The organism is Vibrio splendidus 12E03 (genome assembly GCF_000272105.2).
In the GTDB taxonomy this organism is placed as follows: domain Bacteria; phylum Pseudomonadota; class Gammaproteobacteria; order Enterobacterales; family Vibrionaceae; genus Vibrio; species Vibrio splendidus_I.
The window spans coordinates 1-20,545 of the sequence record NZ_AJZD02000265.1 but is presented as its reverse complement, the minus strand read 5'-3'; the positions used below and the strand labels follow the sequence as shown (position 1 = coordinate 20,545).

The following is a 20,545-nucleotide window of genomic DNA, read 5'->3' as shown; positions in this document are numbered from 1 at the left end:
TTGCTCTACCTACTGAGCTAAGTCGGCACATAATATTTCTTTGTGCTTTACTGTTGTTGTCTAGGACACCAACAAATAAATTGTGGTGCCCGGAGGCGGAATCGAACCACCGACACGAGGATTTTCAATCCTCTGCTCTACCGACTGAGCTATCCGGGCAACGGAGCGCTATTAAACGGATTTTCTGCATAACCGTCAACACCTTTTTTGAAAATAATTAAAAAAAACGTTCGTTAGTTGTTTTTTTATTCAAAAGTGAGGCTTACGTTTTACCTTGGTTAAAATCTTTCTTGAATTTTGTTACTTTTTCTAAGTATCGGCGCGACTCTTTGTTTGGGTGCTTTTTAGTAAGTGCCCAGTACGCTTGGCTAGGTTGCAGCGAGTTTAAGTCTCGCATTGCTCGCTTTCTGTCCTTACTGAAGGTATTGAGTACGCCACCCGTGCCGCCGTTGTATGCTGAAATCATGCTGTACTCGAGCGTTGTCGGGTGTTTTACATCTTTTAAATAACGATTTTTGAGTATGTAAAAGTATGCGGTGCCAGCATCAATGTTGTTTTCTGGATTGAATAAATACTCAGGACTTGGCTCTCCAGGCTTGTTCTTTACTAGCTTAAACACATCTCGACCAGCGGTTTTAGGCACCACCTGCATAAGACCGTATGCATTCGCCCAGCTCACCGCGTAGGGGTTGAAACTACTCTCTGTTTTGATAATCGCGTAGATCAAGTCTTCAGGGATGTCGTAACGCTGAGATGCTCGTCGAACGATATCGGCATATTGATAACTACGTTGACTGGCGTGATCGGCCACCATTGGGATTTCAACGTAATAGGCTTTTTTAAAGTCGACTTCTTTGGTTTTTAGGTTATTGGCGATCAGGTAATCCGCGAACTGGTTAGCACGCCAAGTCCATTGGATAGGCTTTTTTTCTTGGTCTACAACTTGGTTATAGAGGAAAGGCCTGCCTTCTAATTTGATGCTCTTGGAAGAGAATAGGTCGACATGCGCCGGATCATCTGGCGTCAAAAGCGTTGTCATGATTGCGTTTTTGAGGTGCTTTTTAGGTTCAGTCGAGGAGACTGTTTCTACTGTTATGAGGCCTTCGCTAAAGTTTACTTCGGAGCGGCTTAGGTAGTTATCTATATATTTCACATAGTTACTCTTGCCCGCCATCTTTACTTCACTGCTGCCCCAACGTTTTTGGATATTGCCAGAAAAGCTATTAATTAAAGAGTCTAACGCCCCAGTGTCTTTTTCAAATTGACCGGGTAGCTCCGCTAAATTACTGACAAATCGGTTGGTTGGTTCGTAATTAACATCATAAATGCTTTCGACAAATTCACGACTGCAGCCAGTTAACAACATGGCTGTTAGGAAGTAACTTAGCTTTTTCATAGTTCCTCATACAAAAATGACATCGCAGCGTTAACCATGATGTCATTAAAATTTGCTTAAATAAATGTCTTATTCGCTTGGTGGAGTGTAGCCATCAATAACGACATCTTTACCTTCGAAAAGGAAGTTAACCATCTCAGTTTCAAGAAGTTTACGATGTTCAGGATCCATCATATTTAGCTTCTTCTCATTGATAAGCATGGTTTGCTTGCTTTGCCATTGCCCCCAAGCTTCTTTAGAGATGTTGTCAAAGATACGCTTACCTAAGTCACCTGGGTAAAGTTGAAAATCTAGGCCTTCAGCATCTTTTTGAAGGCGAGCACAAAATACAGTGCGGCTCATAGTGGTTCCTCTTATCGCGTTCGTTGATTCAAACGTCGTCGTTCAGTTCAAAGGGTAGGCTCTCAATAAGCTGCTTCACAGGAGCGGCTAGGCCAATTTCTTCCGGTTTTGATAAGTTATACCAGAGACCTTTAGTCCCTTCCATTATCAAATCTGGTTGTTTATCTAATTTCACCAATACTGGCGTGATATCTAAGTGGTAGTGGCTGAAAGTATGTCTAAACGCAATCATGGTCTTGATCGAATTGGTTTGAGTGTCTTTGATCGAGCGAAGATCTAGTTGATGTTCGATCTCTGCGTTTTCATTTTGAGGGAAACAAAACAATCCGCCCCAGATACCAGATTGAGGGCGCTGTTCGAGCCACACTTGGTTATCGTGATACAGAATCACAAACCATGTTTCTTTTACTGGCTTTTCTTTCTTAGGCTTTTTACCTGGGAAGTCGAGCTGTTTATCGAGCTTCTTGGCCTCACACATGCTTTCAATCGGGCACAAGGTGCACTTAGGCTTGCTACGGGTACAAACCATCGCACCCATGTCCATCATTGCTTGGTTGTACTTATCGACATCTTTGTTCGGAGTATGTGCTTCGGCATGTTTCCAAAGCAGGTTCTCGACTTTCTTTTGCCCCGACCAACCTTCAACGGCAAAACTTCTCGCTAGCGTTCGTTTTACATTACCATCAAGAATCGCATGAGGAAGCTTATGAACCGAAGACAACACTGCAGCAGCAGTCGAGCGACCAATCCCCGGTAGCGCGTTCATCTCTTCGATAGAAAGCGGGAATTCACCACCGTATTGCTCAGCAACGATCTTGGCTGCTTTATGTAGATTGCGAGCTCGTGCGTAATAACCAAGCCCTGTCCATAAGTGGAGTACCTCATCTTGTTCGGCGTTCGCTAGGTCGATAACCGTTGGAAATCGTTCTAAGAAGCGTTGGTAGTATGGAATCACCGTAGCAACCTGAGTTTGCTGAAGCATGATTTCAGATAGCCAAACGGTGTAGGCGGTTTTGTTTTGTTGCCAAGGTAATTCTTTACGCCCGTAGGCGTCATACCACTTTAATATGGCGGTTGCGAAAGGAGTCACGACATGCTCTATGCTTTGCTATTATTAGAAGTGAAATTGCACCACACTTAACGTTGGATGTAAAACAGACAAATTGTGTGGGAATTTATCCACGGAAAGACTTGCACCGAAGGCAATTCTTTGGATAATCCCCGCTTTGATTAATCAATGTGCAGGCAAAAATCAATGAGTGAAGTGACCACTAACGAATATACTGAAGACGGCAAACTGGTTCGTAAGATCCGTAGTTTTGTTCGCCGCGAAGGCCGCTTAACAAAAGGCCAAGAGAACGCGATGAATGAATGTTGGCCAACAATGGGTATCGACTACAACCCAGAGCTTCTTAACTGGAAAGAAGTATTTGGCAACGATAACCCAGTTGTACTAGAGATTGGCTTCGGTATGGGTGCATCACTGGTTGAAATGGCAAAGAACGCACCTGAGAAAAACTTCTTAGGTATTGAAGTTCACAGCCCAGGTGTTGGTGCTTGTTTAGGTACAGCGCGTGATGCTGGCGTAACTAACCTGCGTGTAATGTGTCACGATGCAGTAGAAGTATTTGAACACATGATTCCAGATAGCAGCCTGCATACACTGCAACTGTTCTTCCCTGACCCATGGCACAAAGCTCGTCACCACAAACGTCGTATCGTTAAGGCTGAGTTTGCAGAAATGGTTCGCGGTAAGCTTCAACTTGATACTGGTATTTTCCACATGGCAACAGACTGGGAAAACTACGCAGAGCACATGATTGAAGTGATGAACGTCGCTCCAGGCTTCGAGAATATCGCTGAAGATGGTGATTACATTCCTCGTCCGGATGAGCGCCCACTAACTAAGTTTGAAGCTCGTGGCCACCGCTTAGGTCATGGTGTTTGGGACATTAAGTTCAAACGTACTAAGTAACTCCGAATCAAATTAAGTGAAGGGCAGTCCGACTTAGGATTTAACCCCTACACTTTATGGGATTGATTAAAGCCAACATTATTGTAATGTTGGCTTTTTTGTCCTTAGGCTTTTATTGCTATAAAGGCTTAAGGACAGAAAGTAACGTTACACCCCTACAAAAATAACAATATAGAAGTAAGCGCACATGAAACCAACTCAAGCTATTTTGGCCGAGATCTTAGACGAAGTTCGTCCTTTAATTGGACAGGGAAAGGTCGCTGATTATATCCCTGCACTGGCTCGCGTATCGAACCAGAAACTGGCGATTGCGGTATACACAAACGAAGGTGAGGTGATTAAAGCAGGCGATGCTGAAGAAGCATTTTCTGTGCAATCTATCTCTAAAGCCTTGAGTCTTACGTTAGCTATGGTGCTATACAAGCCTGAAGAGATTTGGCAACGCGTTGGTAAAGAGCCTTCTGGTCAAGCCTTTAACTCGATGATTCAGCTTGAGATGGAGCAGGGGATTCCCCGCAACCCGTTTATCAATGCGGGTGCTATTGTCGTAGCAGATCTATTACAAAGCCGCCTGTCAGCACCGAGACATCACTTGTTAGAGTTTGTGCGCCAGTTGTCGGGTGATACTCATATCGTGTACGACAAGATAGTAGCGGCTTCAGAAATGATGCACAGCGATCGCAATGCGGCTATCGCTTACTTGATGCGTTCATTTGGTAACTTTGAAAACGATGTTATCCCTGTTCTGAACAACTACTTTCATGCCTGTGCGCTTAAAATGACTTGTGTGGATTTGGCGAAAACCTTTAGCTATTTGGCAAACAAAGGTGTCTCAGTTCAGACCAAGAAAGAGATCATCACGCCAGTTCAAACCAAGCAGTTGAATGCTCTACTCGCGACATGTGGTTTATACGATGGGGCGGGGGAATTTGCTTATCGTGTAGGTATGCCAGGAAAATCGGGTGTGGGTGGCGGTATTATTGCCATCGTTCCGGGTGAGATGACCATCGCTGTGTGGTCTCCAGAGTTGGATCCTTCTGGTAACTCACTTGCTGGTACTAAGGCGCTAGAGCTGCTTTCAGAGCGAATTGGTCGTTCTATTTTTTAGAAGAAAGATGCGAGATGCGAGCACGGACTTCGTCCTATAGAACGCTTCGCTCCGAGAGGAGCTATAAAACAAAAGGGTTGATCCTAAAGCCAACCCTTACACAATACTTCCCGAATTTATTCGTCTTCTTCAGCCATAAAGGCTTCCAGCAAATCGTTGAGGAATAGCTTCCCTTTTTCAGTGATCTGCCAGTGAGTGTCGGTTTCATTCAAGTAACCTAGCTCTTTAGCCCATTTGATCGTCTCTTGAATTGAGTCAAAACCAAGCCCCGTTGTATCGATGAAATCTTGCTTTGGACAGGCTTCCATTAATCTAAAGCGGTTCATAAAGAACTCAAAAGGGCGGTCTTCATTCGGCACTTCAAACTCATCGGATAGGTACGGTTTCACCATATTCTGATACGCTGCTAGGTAGCCTCTAGGGTGCTTAACCTTTGTGGTGCGAACAATGCGCCCATCAGCAAAGCTTAGCTTGCCATGAGAGCCACAGCCGATACCTAGGTAGTCACCGAAGCGCCAATAGTTAAGGTTATGCTGACATTGATAGCCGGGCTTACTGTAGCCTGAAATTTCGTACTGCACATAGCCTGCGTCTGCGAGTCTCTTATGACCTAAGTCGAAAATATCCCAAAGATCATCATCGTCAGGCAGCTTTGGCGTTTTGTAATAGAACATGGTGTTAGGTTCTATTGTTAGCTGATACCAAGATAAATGTGGAGGGTTAAGCTCAATCGCTTTGTCTAGATCAGCTAATGCTTGATCTATGCTTTGATCCGGCAAGCCGTGCATAAGATCTAAGTTGAAACTATTCAATCCGATCTTATGTGCTAAGTGAGCTGCATTTACAGCTTCATCTTGACCATGGATACGCCCAAGTCTTTCTAGCTTCTCTTGCTCAAAGCTTTGCACACCAACCGAGATTCGACTCACCCCTGCCTTTTGGTAACCTGCAAAACGTTCAGCTTCAATGGTGCCTGGGTTGGCTTCCATGGTGATTTCGATTTCTTGTTTGAACGGGATACGTTGTTCAATGCCTTGGAGTAATCGACCTATCCCTTCAGGAGAGAATAGGCTCGGAGTACCACCACCAATAAAGATTGAGTGCAGTGGACGAGGTGCGCCATTGAGTTGGTATTTTTCGATATCGGTATCGAGATCCTCAAGTAGCGCATCGATGTACTCTTTTTCAGGAATCTCGGCTTTCAGAGCGTGTGAGTTGAAATCACAATACGGACACTTTTGTACACACCATGGGATGTGTACATAGAGGCTAAGTGCTGGTGGTATAAGCGCTGTATCGTGCATTACAGAGCTTGCTCCTTGATTGCTTCGAATAGAGAAGCAAGGGCTTTACCGCGGTGTGAAAGCTGCTTTTTACGTGTAGATTCTAGCTCAGCAGATGCGCAGTTATCTTCTGGTACAAAGAATACAGGATCGTAGCCAAAGCCATTCTCACCGTGCTCTTCCGTCAGAATGCGACCTTCCCATTTACCGTGACACACCAATGGTGTTGGATCGTTTTCGTGACGCATTAGCACCAACACACAGTGGAAACGAGCAGTACGCTTTTCAGTTTCCACACCTTGCATGGCATCAAGCAGCTTTTCAATGTTTTGCTTATCCGTCGCCCCTTCACCAGAGTAACGCGCTGAGTAGATACCGGGTGCACCATTAAGGTAATCAACTTCTAAGCCAGAATCGTCAGCGATCGCTGGCAGCCCTGTCTCTTTCGCAGCATGGCGAGCCTTGATGATGGCATTTTCAATGAAAGTTGTTCCTGTTTCAGCGACTTCTGAAACATTAAACTCACTTTGTGCGACAACGTCAAAACCAAACTCAGACAGAATATCTGCCATCTCGCGAACTTTACCTTGGTTGCCTGTGGCTAAAACAATCTTACTCATGGGGATGTGGCTCTAATAAGTTAGTGAACAGAAAAGTGACGGCTGAACCTACTCTTCTATATAGAATTTTTGTGTGAATCGCAGTGGACCAGTGCCTTTCAAACCTGCGTTAACATCGATATTAAAAGTGATGTTTTCTTCGTGTGTTACAGGGAACTCAGCTAGGTAATAAATCGCATCACCTTCCTTTATTTCGCGGAAGTTAAGCGTGCGAGTGTTGCCTACAAGGTTCTTCGCTGTTCCCGTGATTTTAGCCGTTGTTGCTGGCTTGCCAAGGGAAGCTTTGTCTAACACGCTGATGTTTAGAATCGCAGAGTAGCCATTTCGCTTAAGCTTGTATTGCTTAGCGACTTGAGCCGTTAAAAATGTCGAGTTAAAAGCCGAGTAGTGAACCTCGACATCCTTGATGTTTTTAAATTGTCCTGCTGAGCTTGGTAGGGCAACAAGAGCGGTGAGTAGTGCTGTAATCCATAGACGCATAGTGACTCCAATAAATAGCAAAAAGCCATCATAGGATGGCTTTGACTTCAGTTGGGATTTGACTTGGCGAGCATATTCGAACTTGCTTATGCCGACCGAGTTCTCCCTTTTCTATCTTAATTTGCCCTTTAGCGACCTTAAACTGTTTCGCAAGGTATTTCGCTAAGTGGGCATTGGCTTTGCCATCAACCGGTGGTGAGGTAATGGCAATTTTTAGTTCTTCGCCGTGCAGGCCAACGATTTTATCGCGGCTTGCTTTGGGTTGGATATAAAGCCTAAGAAGAATATCGTCCTCCTCGGCCCAAACGGCTTTTGGCATCGTCAAAGTACCTGATGTTCGTACTTGAATTATAGCTGATACCAAATAGGGCCGATCATGTCGCCCATTAGGAAGTTTGCAAACTGCAGTACAATAAACAAAACCAGTACGCTTAGATCGAAACCACCCATGTCAGGAAGGATACGGCGAATAGGCATTAACATTGGTTCAGTCAGTTGATGGAACACGTACTCGATTGGGCTTCGGCCTTGGCTAACCCAGCTCAGGATTGCACGGATTAGTAGAACCCAGAAAATTAAACCTCCCGCCGCTTTGAGCAGAGAAAGGGCGCCAAAGATCAGGAAGCTGATATCAAATACAGCCGCACCGCCAGAGATAATCAAGCTTAGAGCGACGAACTTAAGTACACACAGTACATAAGCGAAAACAACAGTCGCAAGGTCAAGGCTGCCGATTGATGGAATCACTCGGCGTAGTGGGGCTACAACCGGTTGTGTCGCTTTTACGATAAATTGTGAGAACGGGTTGTAGAAATCTGCACGTGATGCTTGTAGCCAGATACGCAAGATCACAACCATGATGTAAAGATCAAAAACGGTCGAGATCAGAAAGCTCATCGAATTCATATTGTTTCCTTTTTCGGATTTACTTGCCGCTTAGGTATAACCCGAACGACATAATGCTTTTGTACTGTAACGAGTATTAAAACAGTTTTTCCATCTCTTCAGCTCGAGCGACTGCCGCTTGCATGGCTTTGGCTACGATGTCTGATAGTTGATGGTCGTTAAACGTGCGCAGTGCTTCTGCGGTCGTGCCGCCTTTTGAAGTCACTTGTTCACGCAGTGTAGATAATTCAGTATTTGGATTCGCTACCACCATCTCTGCCGCGCCTAATGCAGACTGCTGCACTAATTTACGAGCGGTTTCTTGGTCAAAACCTTGGTTAATTGCTTCAGCTTGCATCGCTTCCATAAACAGGAAGAAGTAAGCCGGAGCACTCCCCGCCGCCGCAATGATATTGTTGATGCCAGACTCTTGTTCAACCCAGCTTACCTCACCTACGGCTTGCATTAGTTGAGAAGCGAACTCTTTATCGCCCTGACTAACCGTTGAGTCAGCATAAAGGCCGCTCATCCCTTTACCAAGTAGTGATGGCGTGTTTGGCATCACACGAACAAGGTTCAGCTGGCAGTTTAACATCTCATTGAGTCGATTCGCATTAATACCCGCGGCAATTGAGATAACCAGTTTGTTGCTGAAGTCGATATCTTGTAAGGGTTTGCATACATCAGCCATCATTTGTGGCTTCACGGATAACACAACAACGTCTGCTTGCTCTGCTGCGGCAATATTATCGCTGGTGGTATTGATGCCGTACTCTTGCTCTAACGGCAGCCTTCTGGTGTCTGAAGGCGCTGTGGCCGTAATCTTTTGCGCTGGGTAACCACTCGCCACTAAGCCCGCTACAATCGAGCGAACCATATTTCCCGCCCCAATAAAGGCGATGTTCTTATGTTCCATATATAAAATCCTGAGCGTGTCGCTGCGCAGTTAAAGCGAAGCGATATCAATACTTATCATCGACTTTTGGTCGCTAACTATTTGCTATTTCGCGTAATTACGAGCACCGAAGATAGCCGTTCCAATACGAACCATTGTGCTGCCAGCCTCAACTGCTGCATCCATATCACCACTCATACCCATCGAAAGGGTATCTATGTTTGGATACTTTGCGGCTAGCTTGTCTTTAAGCTCCGCCAGTTGAGAAAATGCATTAAGCTGAGATTGATAGTCAGATACGTTTGCAGGAATCGACATCAATCCTCTTAAGGTGAGGTTAGGAAGCGACGAAATCAACTCCGCGAGTGCAAAAACTGTTTCTTCTGACGTTCCAGACTTGGATTCTTCACCACTGGTGTTTACCTGAATCAAAACTTGCAAAGGTGGAAGTTCGCTTGGTCGTTGATCACTAAGTCTTTGTGCGATCTTATCGCGATCGACGGAATGCACCCATTGGAAGCTTTCCGCGATTGGGCGGGTTTTATTGGATTGAATTGGACCAATAAAATGCCACTCTAAATTTAGGTTAGAATGTTGTTCTGAAAAGTGTTTTACTTTATCTACACCTTCTTGAACATAGTTTTCACCAAAGGCAACTTGGCCTCCGAGTGCGGCTTCTAGAATCGCATCAATAGGTTTCGTTTTGCTGACGGCTAAAAGTTGCACGGACTCTGGAGCTCGTCCGCACTTTTGCTCAGCACTACGAATCTGTGAGGTGATTTGTTCGATATTTTGTTGAATACTACTCATAGCTGACTTTACTTAAGGGAAAATAAATGGATATCACTGAGTTACTAGATTTTAGTGTAAAGCATAACGCGTCAGATCTACATCTTTCTGCGGGTGTATCTCCAATGGTACGTATAGATGGTGAAGTAAGGAAGCTTGGAATCCCAGCTTTGAGTCATACTGATGTGCATCGTTTGGTTTTTGAGATCATGAGCGATTCACAGCGCGGCGAGTTTGAAGAAAAATTGGAAGTCGACTTCTCTTTTGAATTACCCAATGTTGGTCGCTTCCGTGTTAATGCGTTTAACCAAGCTCGTGGCTGCTCTGCTGTCTTTCGAACTATTCCTGTCGAAATCCCGACTTTAGATCAGTTAGGTGCACCTGAGATCTTCGAAAGGATTGCTAACTACGAAAAAGGCTTAGTGCTCGTTACTGGTCCAACTGGCTCTGGTAAATCAACGACTCTTGCTGCGATGGTTGATTACGTAAATCGCAACCACAATAAGCATATCCTGACGATTGAAGACCCGATTGAATTCGTTCACACCAATAATAAATGCTTAGTCAACCAGCGTGAAGTTCACCGTGATACTCACAGTTTTAAAGCGGCACTGCGCAGTGCGTTACGTGAAGACCCGGACGTGATTCTTGTTGGTGAGCTTCGTGATCAAGAGACGATCAGTTTAGCGCTAACCGCAGCAGAAACGGGTCATTTAGTGTTTGGTACTCTGCATACTAGTTCTGCGGCTAAAACGATCGACCGTATTATCGATGTGTTCCCAGGTAGCGATAAAGATATGGTTCGTTCGATGTTGTCTGAATCACTGCGCTCGGTGATAGCCCAGAAGCTGCTAAAGCGTGTTGGTGGTGGTCGTGTGGCTTGTCATGAAATCATGATGGCGACACCTGCTATTAGAAACTTGATTCGTGAAGACAAGGTCGCGCAGATGTATTCGATCATTCAAACGGGCGCAGCACATGGTATGCAGACCATGGAGCAAAATGCGAAGCAGCTGATGGCTCAAGGCCTGGTTGATTCGGAAGAGGTCGAGAGAAAGATCGAAATTGAAACCTCAATGTTTTAATCAAGGTAAACAAAATGGAATTGAATCAAATTCTTGAAGGGATGCTGTCTCAAAAGGCATCGGATCTTTATATCACTGTCGATGCGCCAATCCTGTTTCGTGTGGATGGTGAATTATGCCCCCAAGGAGAGAAGCTGAATGCGGCTCAGGTTGCTCAATTACTTGATGCGATGATGGAACAAGACCGACGTGATGAATATCAGCAAACGCGTGAGGCTAATTTTGCGATTGTGCGTGACTTTGGTCGTTTTCGTGTCAGTGCATTCTTTCAGCGAGAGCTGCCTGGAGCGGTCATTCGACGTATCGAGACTAACATCCCAACCTTTGAGCAACTAAAGCTTCCTGATGTATTGCAAGACCTGTCAATTGCTAAGCGCGGACTTGTGCTGGTGGTTGGGGCGACTGGCTCTGGTAAATCGACCTCAATGGCTGCAATGACAGGCTATCGTAACACCAATCGATCAGGGCATATTTTAACAGTTGAAGATCCGATTGAGTTCGTCCACGAACATAAGAAATGCATCGTGACGCAACGTGAGGTTGGACTCGACACCGAGAGCTATGAAGTTGCGCTTAAGAACTCGTTACGCCAAGCCCCAGACATGATCTTGATTGGCGAAATCCGTAGCCGTGAGACCATGGAATACGCGATGACTTTTGCTGAAACGGGTCACTTGTGTATGGCAACCTTGCACGCCAATAACGCTAACCAAGCGTTAGAACGTATTCTCCACTTGGTGCCGAAAGAGCAGAAAGAACAGTTTTTGTTTGATTTGTCGATGAACCTACGTGGTGTCGTCGCTCAGCAACTTATTCGCGACAAGAATGGCAGCGGGCGTCATGGTGTATTCGAGATTCTGCTGAATAGCCCTCGTGTGTCCGACTTGATTCGTCGTGGTGAACTGCACGAACTGAAAGCAACCATGGCTAAATCGAAAGAAATTGGTATGCAGACTTTTGACCAAGCTTTGTATGATTTAGTGATAGCGGGCAAGATCAGTGAAGAGGACGCGTTCCACAGCGCCGATTCTGCTAATGACTTGCGCTTAATGCTCAAAACTAGGCGTGGTGATGACGACTACGGAACTGGGGCTTTGGCTGGAGTGAAGATAGACATGGGGTGATAAAAAACTCCTAGTTTAATTCTAGGTTAAAATCAGGCGTTCACATATTCATCGTTCGACTGCGTCTGTATTATCAACGCTTCTTGTTCTTAGGCTCATTGATTACGCCTGCGTCAGTCGAAGTATGGTTCATATAACCTGCATTATTAGAGCTTGACGAACTGCATGCTGATATTACTAGAGCTACGAAGATTACTAAAAAAATTTTCATAATCATTCTCACTTATCCAATTACTAATGTGTTAGACATTACGTCGTATAATTAGTATAGGTTCAAAAAATACTTTCAGTATTTAGTGATTAATTTCTTATTAACAATATTGCGCTTCAAACCAGCTCTCTAAAATGACGACTGCAGACTGGTTATCGACATTGCCCTTGCTTAATGCTTTATAGCCGCCCATTTCAAAAAGTTCGGACCTTGCTTCTGTGGTCGAGAGTCTTTCATCATGTAGTTCAACATCGACACCAAAACGTCCTTTAAGACGGTTAGCGAACTTCTTTGCTCTAGGTGTGATGGTAGCTAAGTCTTTACCATGAAGGTCGGTAGGAAGGCCAACCACAATAAGGTTCGGCTGCCACTCCTTAATTTGCTTTTCGATATCGTCCCAATTTGGGATGCCATCTTTGGCTTTAAAAGCTTTTAGAGGGCTTGCTGTGCCCGTGACTTCTTGTCCTATCGCACTGCCGATACTTTTTGTACCGTAGTCAAATGCCATAATTGTTCGTGACATGGGGTTTCCAAATTTATCTGTGTTTGAGAGTGTCTGTTTATTTTATTTCGCTGATCTGAACTAGGCGTGACCAGCGTCTGCTGAAAGCTGAGCCGCATTAATGCCTAACATCTGCACGGCGACTTTCCAGCGGTCAGAAATCGGTGTATCGAAGATGACCTTCGGATCGGCTTCAACGGTTAACCATGAGTTCTCGGTCAGTTCGTTTTCCAGTTGTCCCGGTTCCCACCCTGCATACCCAAGTGCGACTAAATAATTCATCGGCTCATCTTCTGTGCCCAGCACCATCAAGATATCTTTTGAGGTCGTCACCGAGATTTGGTCTGTCATGTTGATGCTGGATTGATAACTGCCTTTAGGTTTGTGTAAAATAAACCCACGGTCTTCTGCGACCGGTCCACCGTTCAATACTGGCTTATCAAGACTTGCTTGATTGGACTTCGGCTGTTCAGAATCAACCTCAACTTGTTTAAGCATGCTGCCGACAGTGACATCGATAGGGGCGTTGATCATTAAACCCATCGCACCTTCGTCGTTGTGTTCACAAAGGTAAATTACCGAATTTTGAAAGTAGGGGTCTTTCATTCCGGGCATAGCAACCAGAAAGTGGTTCGTTAAATTCATAGAGCCTCCTGCCAGTGTGTTCCCAGTAAAGGAAAAAGAGCGGCGTGAAGCCGCTCATTGATTCTGTGCCATTTGCGAATAGCTAAGGCTTTCTTTAGTTTAGGCTATTTAGCGTTAACGCGACGCTCGATTGCGTCCATTAATTTACCTGTTACCGAAATATCAAAAGCAGCTTCAATTTCACGGATACAAGTAGGGCTAGTTACGTTAATTTCTGTCAGCTTGTCACCGATAACATCAAGTCCTACAAAGATTAAGCCTTTTTCTTTTAGTGAAGGAGCGACTGCTCGTGCGATAGCCCAATCTGTTTCACTTAACGGACGAGCTTCACCCGTACCGCCGGCTGCTAGGTTACCGCGTGTTTCCCCTTTAGCAGGAATACGAGCTAGGCAGTAAGGCATTGGCTCACCGTCAACCACAAGAATACGCTTGTCACCATTGCTGATGTCAGGAACAAAAGTCTGTGCCATTGCGTAGTTTTGACCGTGGTTCGTCAGCGTTTCAATGATCACCGATACGTTTGGATCGCCTTCCTTCACGCGGAATATTGACGCACCACCCATACCATCAAGTGGTTTAAGGATCACATCACCGTGCTTCTCGCGGAATTCTTTAATCTTTTCCGCTTTACGAGTCACGATGGTTGTCGGGGTTAGTTCTGGGAACCAAGCCGTGAACAACTTCTCGTTACAATCACGTAGGCTTTGTGGTTTGTTTACGATCAGGGCGCCGTTCTCTTCAGCACGCTCAAGAATGTAAGTCGCGTAAATGTATTCAGTATCAAACGGAGGATCTTTACGCATCAATACTGCATCTAAATCAGATAGCGCGATTGTCTGTTCTGACTTGAATTCGTACCAACCGTTTGGATCTTCTTTGAGTTCTACAACCTTAGTGTCAGCAATGGCTACGCCTTGATCTAAGTGTAGATCATCCATTTCCATGTAATGGATTTCGTAACCACGACGCTGAGCTTCAAGCATCATGGCAAAGCTAGAGTCTTTTTTGATGTTAATGGATGAAATTGGATCCATTACGATGCCAAGTTTGATCATTTTTTTCTCCTAGCCTAGATCGCCAAAACGGACTTGTAAGGCAGTAATTGCAGTTAGAGCTGCTGTCTCGGTACGAAGTACACGTGGGCCGAGTAGCGTCTCTTCAAATTTATATTGTTCTGTCATGCCTATTTCTTCAGCGGACAGTCCACCTTCAGGGCCAATCAATAGGCGCACCTTGCTGATAGGTTCTGGAAGGGTGTTAATTGAGTACTTTGCGCGAGGGTGTAGGTTTAGCTTTAGTGCTTCGCTTGGTTCGCTACACCACTCTTCAAGCTGCATGATTGGGCGAATCACAGGAACGGTATTACGACCACACTGTTCACACGCCGCGATAGCAATCTTTTGCCACTGTGCGAGTTTTTTCTCGAAGCGTTTTGTATCAAGCTTAACGCCGCAGCGCTCTGAAATTAGAGGGGTAATGGTGTTCACACCAAGCTCTACCGATTTCTGAATCGTGAACTCCATTTTGTCGCCACGTGAAATCACCTGGCCTAAATGTAAGTCTAATGGAGATTCGCTGCTGCGCTCGATGCGTTCAGTAACATTAACGGTGACATTCTTCTTTGATACTTCAGCTATCGTCGCAGGGAATTCAGCGCCACTGCCATCAAATAGAAGAACATCTTGGCCTTCTTTCATGCGGAGGACACGACCAACATGACCCGCGGCATCTTCGCCTAAAGCGAGTGAACCTAACTGATGAATGCGTTCTGGGTGATGGATACGAGGGATTCTCATGCTGGTAAACCTATAAATATGTTCATTTGGGTATTTTGTCTCTGCCTAACATGGATGCTTTTAGTTGAAAAAACAAGGGTAGAGCAAGAGTTTCAAGGGCAATTCTGAAACTCTTGTTTGAGATAGCTGGAATGTTGATTGTACGAGTGACGTTATTTACAAGCAGGGTAAACAAATGGGTTGTGATTACCTTGGATGGCATAGATTCGCTCATCACGAGTACATTCCCACTTGTCGACAGGAAATTGCTTGTTCCACGCCATCATTAGGTTGGTTTGTTGCTTAGATAGTTTGAAACCATACTCTTGGCTCATGTAAAGGTAAGTACGTGCGATAGAGCCTTTTGCTCTGTCTGGCGGCATAACTTTACGCTGCTTGAAGTTGACCTGCATTTCACACTGACCATAGCTCACACCATCCATGCCATTCCACTGACTGAAGTTGTAGTTGGAGCGATCACCGTTAACCTCGCCAATGGCCGGAGTTAGGTTGTGAAGGTCGGCTTCCATGGATTTGAATATTTTGTCATTGCGAGTGCAGTTCTTGCGCCCACCATCTTGCCAACACTGACGCTGGTGGCCAAATTGCCAAGCTGGAACCACGTGTTCCCACTCAATTCGACTCGCCCGCTTTTGTTGTTTTCGGACTTGATAGCCACAGCCATCAAGGTCGGGAATGCCTTTCTTTTTGTCCTTCCATGTAATGTCACAGCCGCAATAAAATGAAGTCGGATGGTCGAGGTAAATCTTCACCGCTTCTCTTTTTGCTTTGGAAAATGAGCTCGGTGGTGCGGCGAGAACGCTTTGGGTTACCAGTAGGCCAAATACTATTGTTAAGTAAAAAAATACAGGTAGGCCAAATGCTTTGAAGGTGAGTTTTTGCATAGAAAAAGACTGATAAAAGTATGATAAACATCAGTCTAGCACTCAAATGTTAGATCTCTCTATTAGATTTGTTCTACCGAGTAAATCAACCTGTCACTAGCTTAGTTGAATTCCCGTGAAAGCTAAGGTTTGCTGGCACAATTGGCAGCGGTAGTTCGATTGATTCCGAAGTACTTTGTTGTGTCGTCTGATTGATAATGGGTAAGTGGTGCACTCACATCGATATTCAAAGGTTTTCCCTTGAACTGACGCGATTTCAAAGCTGTGAGTTGTTCTGGCTGGCACGTTGAATACTTTTTCCATCACGTATTTCCACTCGTTTCCGTGAGGCCTAACACGTCCGAAAACCTGATGCGTGATCAGGTGTGCGAGTTCATGTGGCACAACCTCGTTGATGAAGGCATCTTCATTTTCAGCGAATAGTACGTGGTTGAGCTTAATTTCGTTGAGCTGAAGATAGGCCTTTCCCGCCGCTTTGCCTCTTAACTTGAAGGTGATAATGGGGTGCGGAAAATCACGAGAGAAATGTTGATTTGCGATAGCTAGGCACTCGGCCAGTTTCTTATTTGCTCGATGTTGTTGCGGGGTGTAAGACAAACGTTGTTAACTCCAAATAAAAGGCCTCAGCGTTTTAGCTAAGGCCTCATCATAACATTGCTCGTTAATATGGCGATTATTTATAGATGGTGATTCTTCTTGATGATCTCGTGATAAGCATGCCATGTACCATAGCCAAGTAGTGGCATGGTGACGATCATTCCTATGCCGTAGGTAGCAAAGCCCACCAGAATACCGGCACAAATAATACTCGCCCATACCACCATCGCAGGGATGTTCGATTTCACGGCATTAAAGCTAGTGAAAATCGCACTCATCACATCGACGCGTCTCTCCATCATTAACGGAATTGAAAATGCTGAGATGCTAAATATGAGGCTTGCGATAACAAAACCAATCACAGAACCCGTAATTAAGAAGGGAGCGAACTCAGCCAGTGGTGCGCCTTGCACTGAAGGGTAGAGCGCGTGCAATAACGCAGCGATACGCATCCAGAATATCATCGCAACCATCAATACGATCGCAAAAGCCCATTGGTGGGTTGAGTTACGAGTGATGGCTTTCATCGAATGCAGCAGACTGGCGTTGTGGCCTTTTTCTCTTTCCCAAGCTGCGTCATATAAGCCTAAGGCAAGAAACGGCCCTATTAGCATGTACACGATCAGGCTTGGCATCACGACCAAGTGTGTTCCTTGCCATTGGACAAGCTGAACAATGGCAATTGCCGCTCCCATGAAGCACAAACCGTAGAATGCGCTGATTAATGGCATTCTTACTAAGTCATGCAGAGCAAGCGACAACCAATGAAAGGGTGCGGAAATACTGATTTGGTTACAAGGAATGGTGCGAGCGTAATCCTTATCGCTGACCTTGTGTTTTTTATCGTTTAGTTCGGATGGGTGCGCGGTACGAGGCATAGATCCCCCTAGTTAAATAACGTCCTAGTTATAATTCCATAAGGCTCATCGATGTGGCTTGTGTGAGAGTTATGGGGTTGAGCTAAATTGCTCTTTGTCATCCCAGTTTTTGTTCTAGCGTGCATTTAACGAACGTTATCAGACTGAATTAATTTAAGTTAAATGTGAGCTTGATCGCTTAGGAGTTACCTTAACTATTGTCAGTAGTGTTAGAAAACACAAATTATCAGCGGCTTTTTATACTAAGTGGTTAACGGTAAAGAAGGGCGTTATATAAGAGAATGGCGAGTGAAAGTAAGGTAAGTACATAAAAATAAAGCCCTTACTAAGAAGTAAGGGCTTTAAAGAAACAAATCGCAGTGGCTAAATTATTTTAGGCCAGCGAAGTCCGCAAGGATTGCTGCTTTGTCAGTCGCTTCCCAAGGGAACTCTTCACGACCGAAGTGGCCGTATGCAGCAGTCTGCTTGTAGATAGGCTGAAGAAGGTTCAACATCTCTTGAAGACCGTATGGACGTAGGTCGAAGTTTTGACGAACTGCTTCAATGATAATTTCGTGAGCTACTTTTTCAGTACCAAACGTTTCAACCATGATAGATGTTGGATCAGCAACACCGATAGCGTAAGACAGTTGAATCTCACAACGGTCAGCCATGCCAGCAGCAACGATGTTTTTCGCAACGTAACGAGCCGCATAAGCTGCAGAACGGTCTACTTTTGATGGATCTTTACCAGAGAATGCACCGCCGCCGTGACGAGCTGCGCCGCCGTAGGTATCAACGATGATCTTACGACCTGTTAGACCACAGTCACCCATTGGGCCACCGATTACGAAACGGCCTGTTGGGTTGATGAAGAAGTTAGTGTCTTTGTTGATCCACTCAGCAGGAAGTACTGGCTTGATGATCTCTTCCATTACTGCTTCACGTAGGTCAGGTGTTGTTACTGAGTCGCAGTGTTGAGTCGAAAGAACAACAGCGTCGATACCAACGATCTTACCTTGGTCGTATTGGAACGTAACTTGAGATTTCGCATCTGGGCGAAGGAAGTCAAGTTTACCGCTCTTACGTACTTCAGCTTGCTTTTTAACAAGAAGGTGAGAGTAAGTAATTGGAGCCGGCATTAGGATTGGTGTTTCGTTAGTCGCGTAACCAAACATGATACCTTGGTCGCCTGCGCCTTGCTCTTTAGGATCTTCTTTATCAACACCTTGGTTGATGTCTGGAGATTGCTTACCAATTGTGTTTAGAACAGCACAAGAGTCAGCGTCAAAGCCCATATCAGAATGAACGTAACCAATTTCACGTACTGTTTCACGAGTGATTTCTTCGATATCAACCCATGCAGACGTTGTTACTTCACCGCCAACCATAACCATGCCGGTTTTAACGTAAGTCTCACAAGCAACACGTGCTTTTGGATCTTGTTCCAAGATGGCATCAAGAACAGCATCAGAGATTTGGTCTGCAATTTTATCTGGATGGCCTTCTGAAACAGATTCAGAAGTGAATAGGTGCTTAGCCATGAGAGCTCCACTTTTAGTTTTTGGTGTAAATAGTTTATGGCGTCGCAAGCTAGGAAGCGCCGCCATTAAATACAGTATATTTTGTAGGTGTTTCTACATCTAGACGGCTATTCTAAATTCCAACGGTCGAATTACAAGCTCTTTTTTATGATATGTCATAACTAATCGTTTGCGTATCGATTGAGATAAGCCACTGCCAAGTGATGTAAATGTTCGAAAATTGCGAAAAATGACCGTTAAAATGCCAGTAAAACGTTTGCAGTCGCAATAGTCGTTTGAGAGAATACCCGCGCTAATAAAAATGAAAACTTTAGCAATTATCTCTTTTTTAAATCGCTTATGTACTCAGGAGCAGACATGCCTTCTCGTAAAGATCTAGCCAATGCAATCCGCGCACTTAGCATGGACGGTGTTCAACAAGCAAATTCAGGCCACCCAGGCGCACCTATGGGTATGGCTGACATCGCTGAAGTTCTTTGGCGTGGCCACTTGAACCACAACCCAGCAAACCCAGAGTGGGCTGACCGCGACCGTTTTATCTTGTCTAACGGCCATGGTTCAATGTTGATTTACTCTCTGCTTCACCTTGCAGGTTACGAGCTTTCAATTGAAGACCTGAAAAACTTCCGTCAACTGCACTCTAAGACTCCAGGTCACCCAGAGTACGGTTACGCTCCTGGTATCGAGACAACGACTGGTCCTCTAGGTCAAGGCATCACTAACGCTGTTGGTATGGCAATGGCTGAGAAAGCGCTTGCTGCTCAGTTCAACAAAGAAGGCCACGACATCGTAGACCACTACACTTATGCATTCATGGGTGATGGCTGTCTGATGGAAGGTATCTCACACGAAGCATGTTCTCTAGCAGGTACGCTTGGTCTTGGTAAGCTGGTTGCTTTCTGGGATGACAACGGTATCTCTATCGATGGTGAAGTTGAAGGTTGGTTCTCTGACGATACACCTAAGCGTTTCGAAGCTTACGGCTGGCACGTAATCCCAGCGGTAGATGGCCACGACTCTGACGCTATCAACGCAGCGATTGAAGCGGCTAAAGCAGACCCTCGCCCTACTCTAATCTGTACTAAAACAGTAATTGGCTTTGGTTCTCCAAACAAAGCAGGTACGCACGACTGTCACGGTGCACCACTAGGCGCTGAAGAAATTGCAGCAACACGTAAAGAATTAGGTTGGGAGCACGGTCCTTTTGAAATTCCGTCGGAAGTTTACTCAGAGTGGGATGCGAAAGAAGCAGGCGCAACTAAGGAAGCAGCGTGGAACGAGAAACTTGCAGCTTATGAAGCAGCATACCCTGAGCTGGCAGCTGAATTCAAACGCCGCGTAAACGGTGACCTACCAGCTGAGTGGGAAGAGAAAGCATCGGCAATCATCGCTGATCTTCAAGCTAACCCAGCAAACATCGCATCACGTAAAGCATCTCAAAATGCTCTAGAAGCGTTCGGTGCTATGCTACCTGAATTCATGGGCGGCTCTGCTGATCTTGCGCCTTCTAACCTGACTATGTGGTCT

The 20,545-nt window shown here is 45.1% G+C and carries 23 protein-coding genes and 1 tRNA gene; 5 read left to right on the top strand and 19 right to left on the bottom strand.

Annotation, left to right across the window (positions count from 1 at the left end):
• Positions 1 to 83: 83 nt before the first annotated feature.
• From A142_RS16435 to mutY, 4 genes are all read right to left on the bottom strand, one after another.
• Positions 84 to 159, bottom strand: a tRNA-Phe gene (locus tag A142_RS16435).
• A 103-nt stretch (positions 160 to 262) separates the two neighbouring features.
• Complete coding sequence (mltC, locus tag A142_RS16430) at positions 263 to 1,396, bottom strand: membrane-bound lytic murein transglycosylase MltC (RefSeq protein WP_019822393.1); 1,134 nt, start codon at positions 1,394 to 1,396, stop codon at positions 263 to 265.
• A gap of 69 nt (positions 1,397 to 1,465) precedes the next feature.
• The gene (locus tag A142_RS16425) at positions 1,466 to 1,738 is read right to left on the bottom strand and encodes an oxidative damage protection protein (protein ID WP_004735465.1); all 273 of its coding nucleotides are present in this window, start codon (positions 1,736 to 1,738) and stop codon (positions 1,466 to 1,468) included.
• Between the two features lie 28 nt (positions 1,739 to 1,766).
• Positions 1,767 to 2,828, bottom strand: a complete 1,062-nt coding sequence (mutY, locus tag A142_RS16420) for an A/G-specific adenine glycosylase (RefSeq protein WP_019822392.1) — start codon at positions 2,826 to 2,828, stop codon at positions 1,767 to 1,769.
• A 165-nt stretch (positions 2,829 to 2,993) separates the two neighbouring features.
• Here mutY and trmB point away from each other — a divergent pair, with 165 nt between their 5' ends.
• Together trmB and glsB are read left to right on the top strand one after the other, a co-directional pair.
• Positions 2,994 to 3,713 carry a tRNA (guanosine(46)-N7)-methyltransferase TrmB gene (gene trmB, locus A142_RS16415; RefSeq protein ID WP_004735468.1) on the top strand — a complete coding sequence of 240 codons (720 nt, stop codon included), beginning with the start codon at positions 2,994 to 2,996 and terminating at the stop codon, positions 3,711 to 3,713.
• Between the two features lie 187 nt (positions 3,714 to 3,900).
• Positions 3,901 to 4,821: a glutaminase B gene (glsB, locus tag A142_RS16410; RefSeq protein ID WP_019822390.1), complete on the top strand. Its 921-nt coding sequence runs from the start codon at positions 3,901 to 3,903 to the stop codon at positions 4,819 to 4,821.
• A 116-nt stretch (positions 4,822 to 4,937) separates the two neighbouring features.
• On the opposite strand, the gene hemW is transcribed toward glsB, so the two are convergent.
• From hemW to A142_RS16375, 7 genes are all read right to left on the bottom strand, one after another.
• Complete coding sequence (gene hemW / locus A142_RS16405) at positions 4,938 to 6,125, bottom strand: radical SAM family heme chaperone HemW (protein WP_019822388.1); 1,188 nt, start codon at positions 6,123 to 6,125, stop codon at positions 4,938 to 4,940.
• Entirely contained in the window at positions 6,125 to 6,724 is a 600-nt protein-coding gene (locus tag A142_RS16400) for an XTP/dITP diphosphatase (protein ID WP_019822386.1), read from the bottom strand. Before A142_RS16400 ends, hemW begins: the two co-directional genes overlap by 1 nt.
• Before the next feature lie 48 nt (positions 6,725 to 6,772).
• Positions 6,773 to 7,204, bottom strand: a complete 432-nt coding sequence (locus A142_RS16395; RefSeq protein WP_016768173.1) for a DUF4426 domain-containing protein — start codon at positions 7,202 to 7,204, stop codon at positions 6,773 to 6,775.
• A 28-nt stretch (positions 7,205 to 7,232) separates the two neighbouring features.
• Positions 7,233 to 7,523 carry a DUF167 family protein YggU gene (gene yggU / locus A142_RS16390; RefSeq protein WP_019822383.1) on the bottom strand — a complete coding sequence of 97 codons (291 nt, stop codon included), beginning with the start codon at positions 7,521 to 7,523 and terminating at the stop codon, positions 7,233 to 7,235.
• 29 nt (positions 7,524 to 7,552) lie between these two features.
• The gene (locus A142_RS16385; protein ID WP_019822381.1) at positions 7,553 to 8,110 is read right to left on the bottom strand and encodes a YggT family protein; all 558 of its coding nucleotides are present in this window, start codon (positions 8,108 to 8,110) and stop codon (positions 7,553 to 7,555) included.
• 76 nt (positions 8,111 to 8,186) lie between these two features.
• Positions 8,187 to 9,005, bottom strand: coding sequence for a pyrroline-5-carboxylate reductase (gene proC, locus A142_RS16380; RefSeq protein ID WP_017077774.1), 819 nt, complete (start codon positions 9,003 to 9,005; stop codon positions 8,187 to 8,189).
• 84 nt (positions 9,006 to 9,089) lie between these two features.
• Complete coding sequence (locus A142_RS16375; RefSeq protein WP_019822378.1) at positions 9,090 to 9,794, bottom strand: YggS family pyridoxal phosphate-dependent enzyme; 705 nt, start codon at positions 9,792 to 9,794, stop codon at positions 9,090 to 9,092.
• Positions 9,795 to 9,820: 26 nt separating this feature from the next.
• Here A142_RS16375 and A142_RS16370 point away from each other — a divergent pair, with 26 nt between their 5' ends.
• Positions 9,821 to 10,858 carry a type IV pilus twitching motility protein PilT gene (locus A142_RS16370; RefSeq protein ID WP_019822376.1) on the top strand — a complete coding sequence of 346 codons (1,038 nt, stop codon included), beginning with the start codon at positions 9,821 to 9,823 and terminating at the stop codon, positions 10,856 to 10,858.
• Between the two features lie 14 nt (positions 10,859 to 10,872).
• The gene (locus A142_RS16365) at positions 10,873 to 11,982 is read left to right on the top strand and encodes a PilT/PilU family type 4a pilus ATPase (protein ID WP_019822374.1); all 1,110 of its coding nucleotides are present in this window, start codon (positions 10,873 to 10,875) and stop codon (positions 11,980 to 11,982) included.
• Between the two features lie 311 nt (positions 11,983 to 12,293).
• On the opposite strand, the gene ruvX is transcribed toward A142_RS16365, so the two are convergent.
• The 8 genes from ruvX to metK form a co-directional block, all read right to left on the bottom strand.
• The gene (gene ruvX, locus A142_RS16360; protein ID WP_019822372.1) at positions 12,294 to 12,716 is read right to left on the bottom strand and encodes a Holliday junction resolvase RuvX; all 423 of its coding nucleotides are present in this window, start codon (positions 12,714 to 12,716) and stop codon (positions 12,294 to 12,296) included.
• Positions 12,717 to 12,776: 60 nt separating this feature from the next.
• Complete coding sequence (locus A142_RS16355; RefSeq protein WP_019822370.1) at positions 12,777 to 13,340, bottom strand: YqgE/AlgH family protein; 564 nt, start codon at positions 13,338 to 13,340, stop codon at positions 12,777 to 12,779.
• A 104-nt stretch (positions 13,341 to 13,444) separates the two neighbouring features.
• Positions 13,445 to 14,395: a glutathione synthase gene (gshB, locus tag A142_RS16350; RefSeq protein WP_019822368.1), complete on the bottom strand. Its 951-nt coding sequence runs from the start codon at positions 14,393 to 14,395 to the stop codon at positions 13,445 to 13,447.
• Positions 14,396 to 14,404: 9 nt separating this feature from the next.
• A complete protein-coding gene (gene rsmE / locus A142_RS16345) occupies positions 14,405 to 15,136 on the bottom strand; it encodes a 16S rRNA (uracil(1498)-N(3))-methyltransferase (RefSeq protein WP_019822366.1) in 732 nt (243 codons plus the stop codon).
• A 152-nt stretch (positions 15,137 to 15,288) separates the two neighbouring features.
• Positions 15,289 to 16,020, bottom strand: a complete 732-nt coding sequence (locus tag A142_RS16340) for an endonuclease (RefSeq protein WP_019822364.1) — start codon at positions 16,018 to 16,020, stop codon at positions 15,289 to 15,291.
• Positions 16,021 to 16,116: 96 nt separating this feature from the next.
• Positions 16,117 to 16,617, bottom strand: coding sequence for a SprT family zinc-dependent metalloprotease (locus tag A142_RS16335; protein ID WP_019822362.1), 501 nt, complete (start codon positions 16,615 to 16,617; stop codon positions 16,117 to 16,119).
• Positions 16,618 to 16,697: 80 nt separating this feature from the next.
• Positions 16,698 to 17,495 carry a DUF2189 domain-containing protein gene (locus A142_RS16330; RefSeq protein WP_017069586.1) on the bottom strand — a complete coding sequence of 266 codons (798 nt, stop codon included), beginning with the start codon at positions 17,493 to 17,495 and terminating at the stop codon, positions 16,698 to 16,700.
• Between the two features lie 368 nt (positions 17,496 to 17,863).
• Positions 17,864 to 19,018, bottom strand: coding sequence for a methionine adenosyltransferase (gene metK / locus A142_RS16325; RefSeq protein ID WP_017062234.1), 1,155 nt, complete (start codon positions 19,016 to 19,018; stop codon positions 17,864 to 17,866).
• A gap of 357 nt (positions 19,019 to 19,375) precedes the next feature.
• Between metK and A142_RS16320 the strand changes: the two genes are divergently transcribed.
• The coding region (locus A142_RS16320; RefSeq protein WP_019822359.1) for a transketolase family protein at positions 19,376 to 20,545 on the top strand (1,170 nt) is incomplete at its 3' end.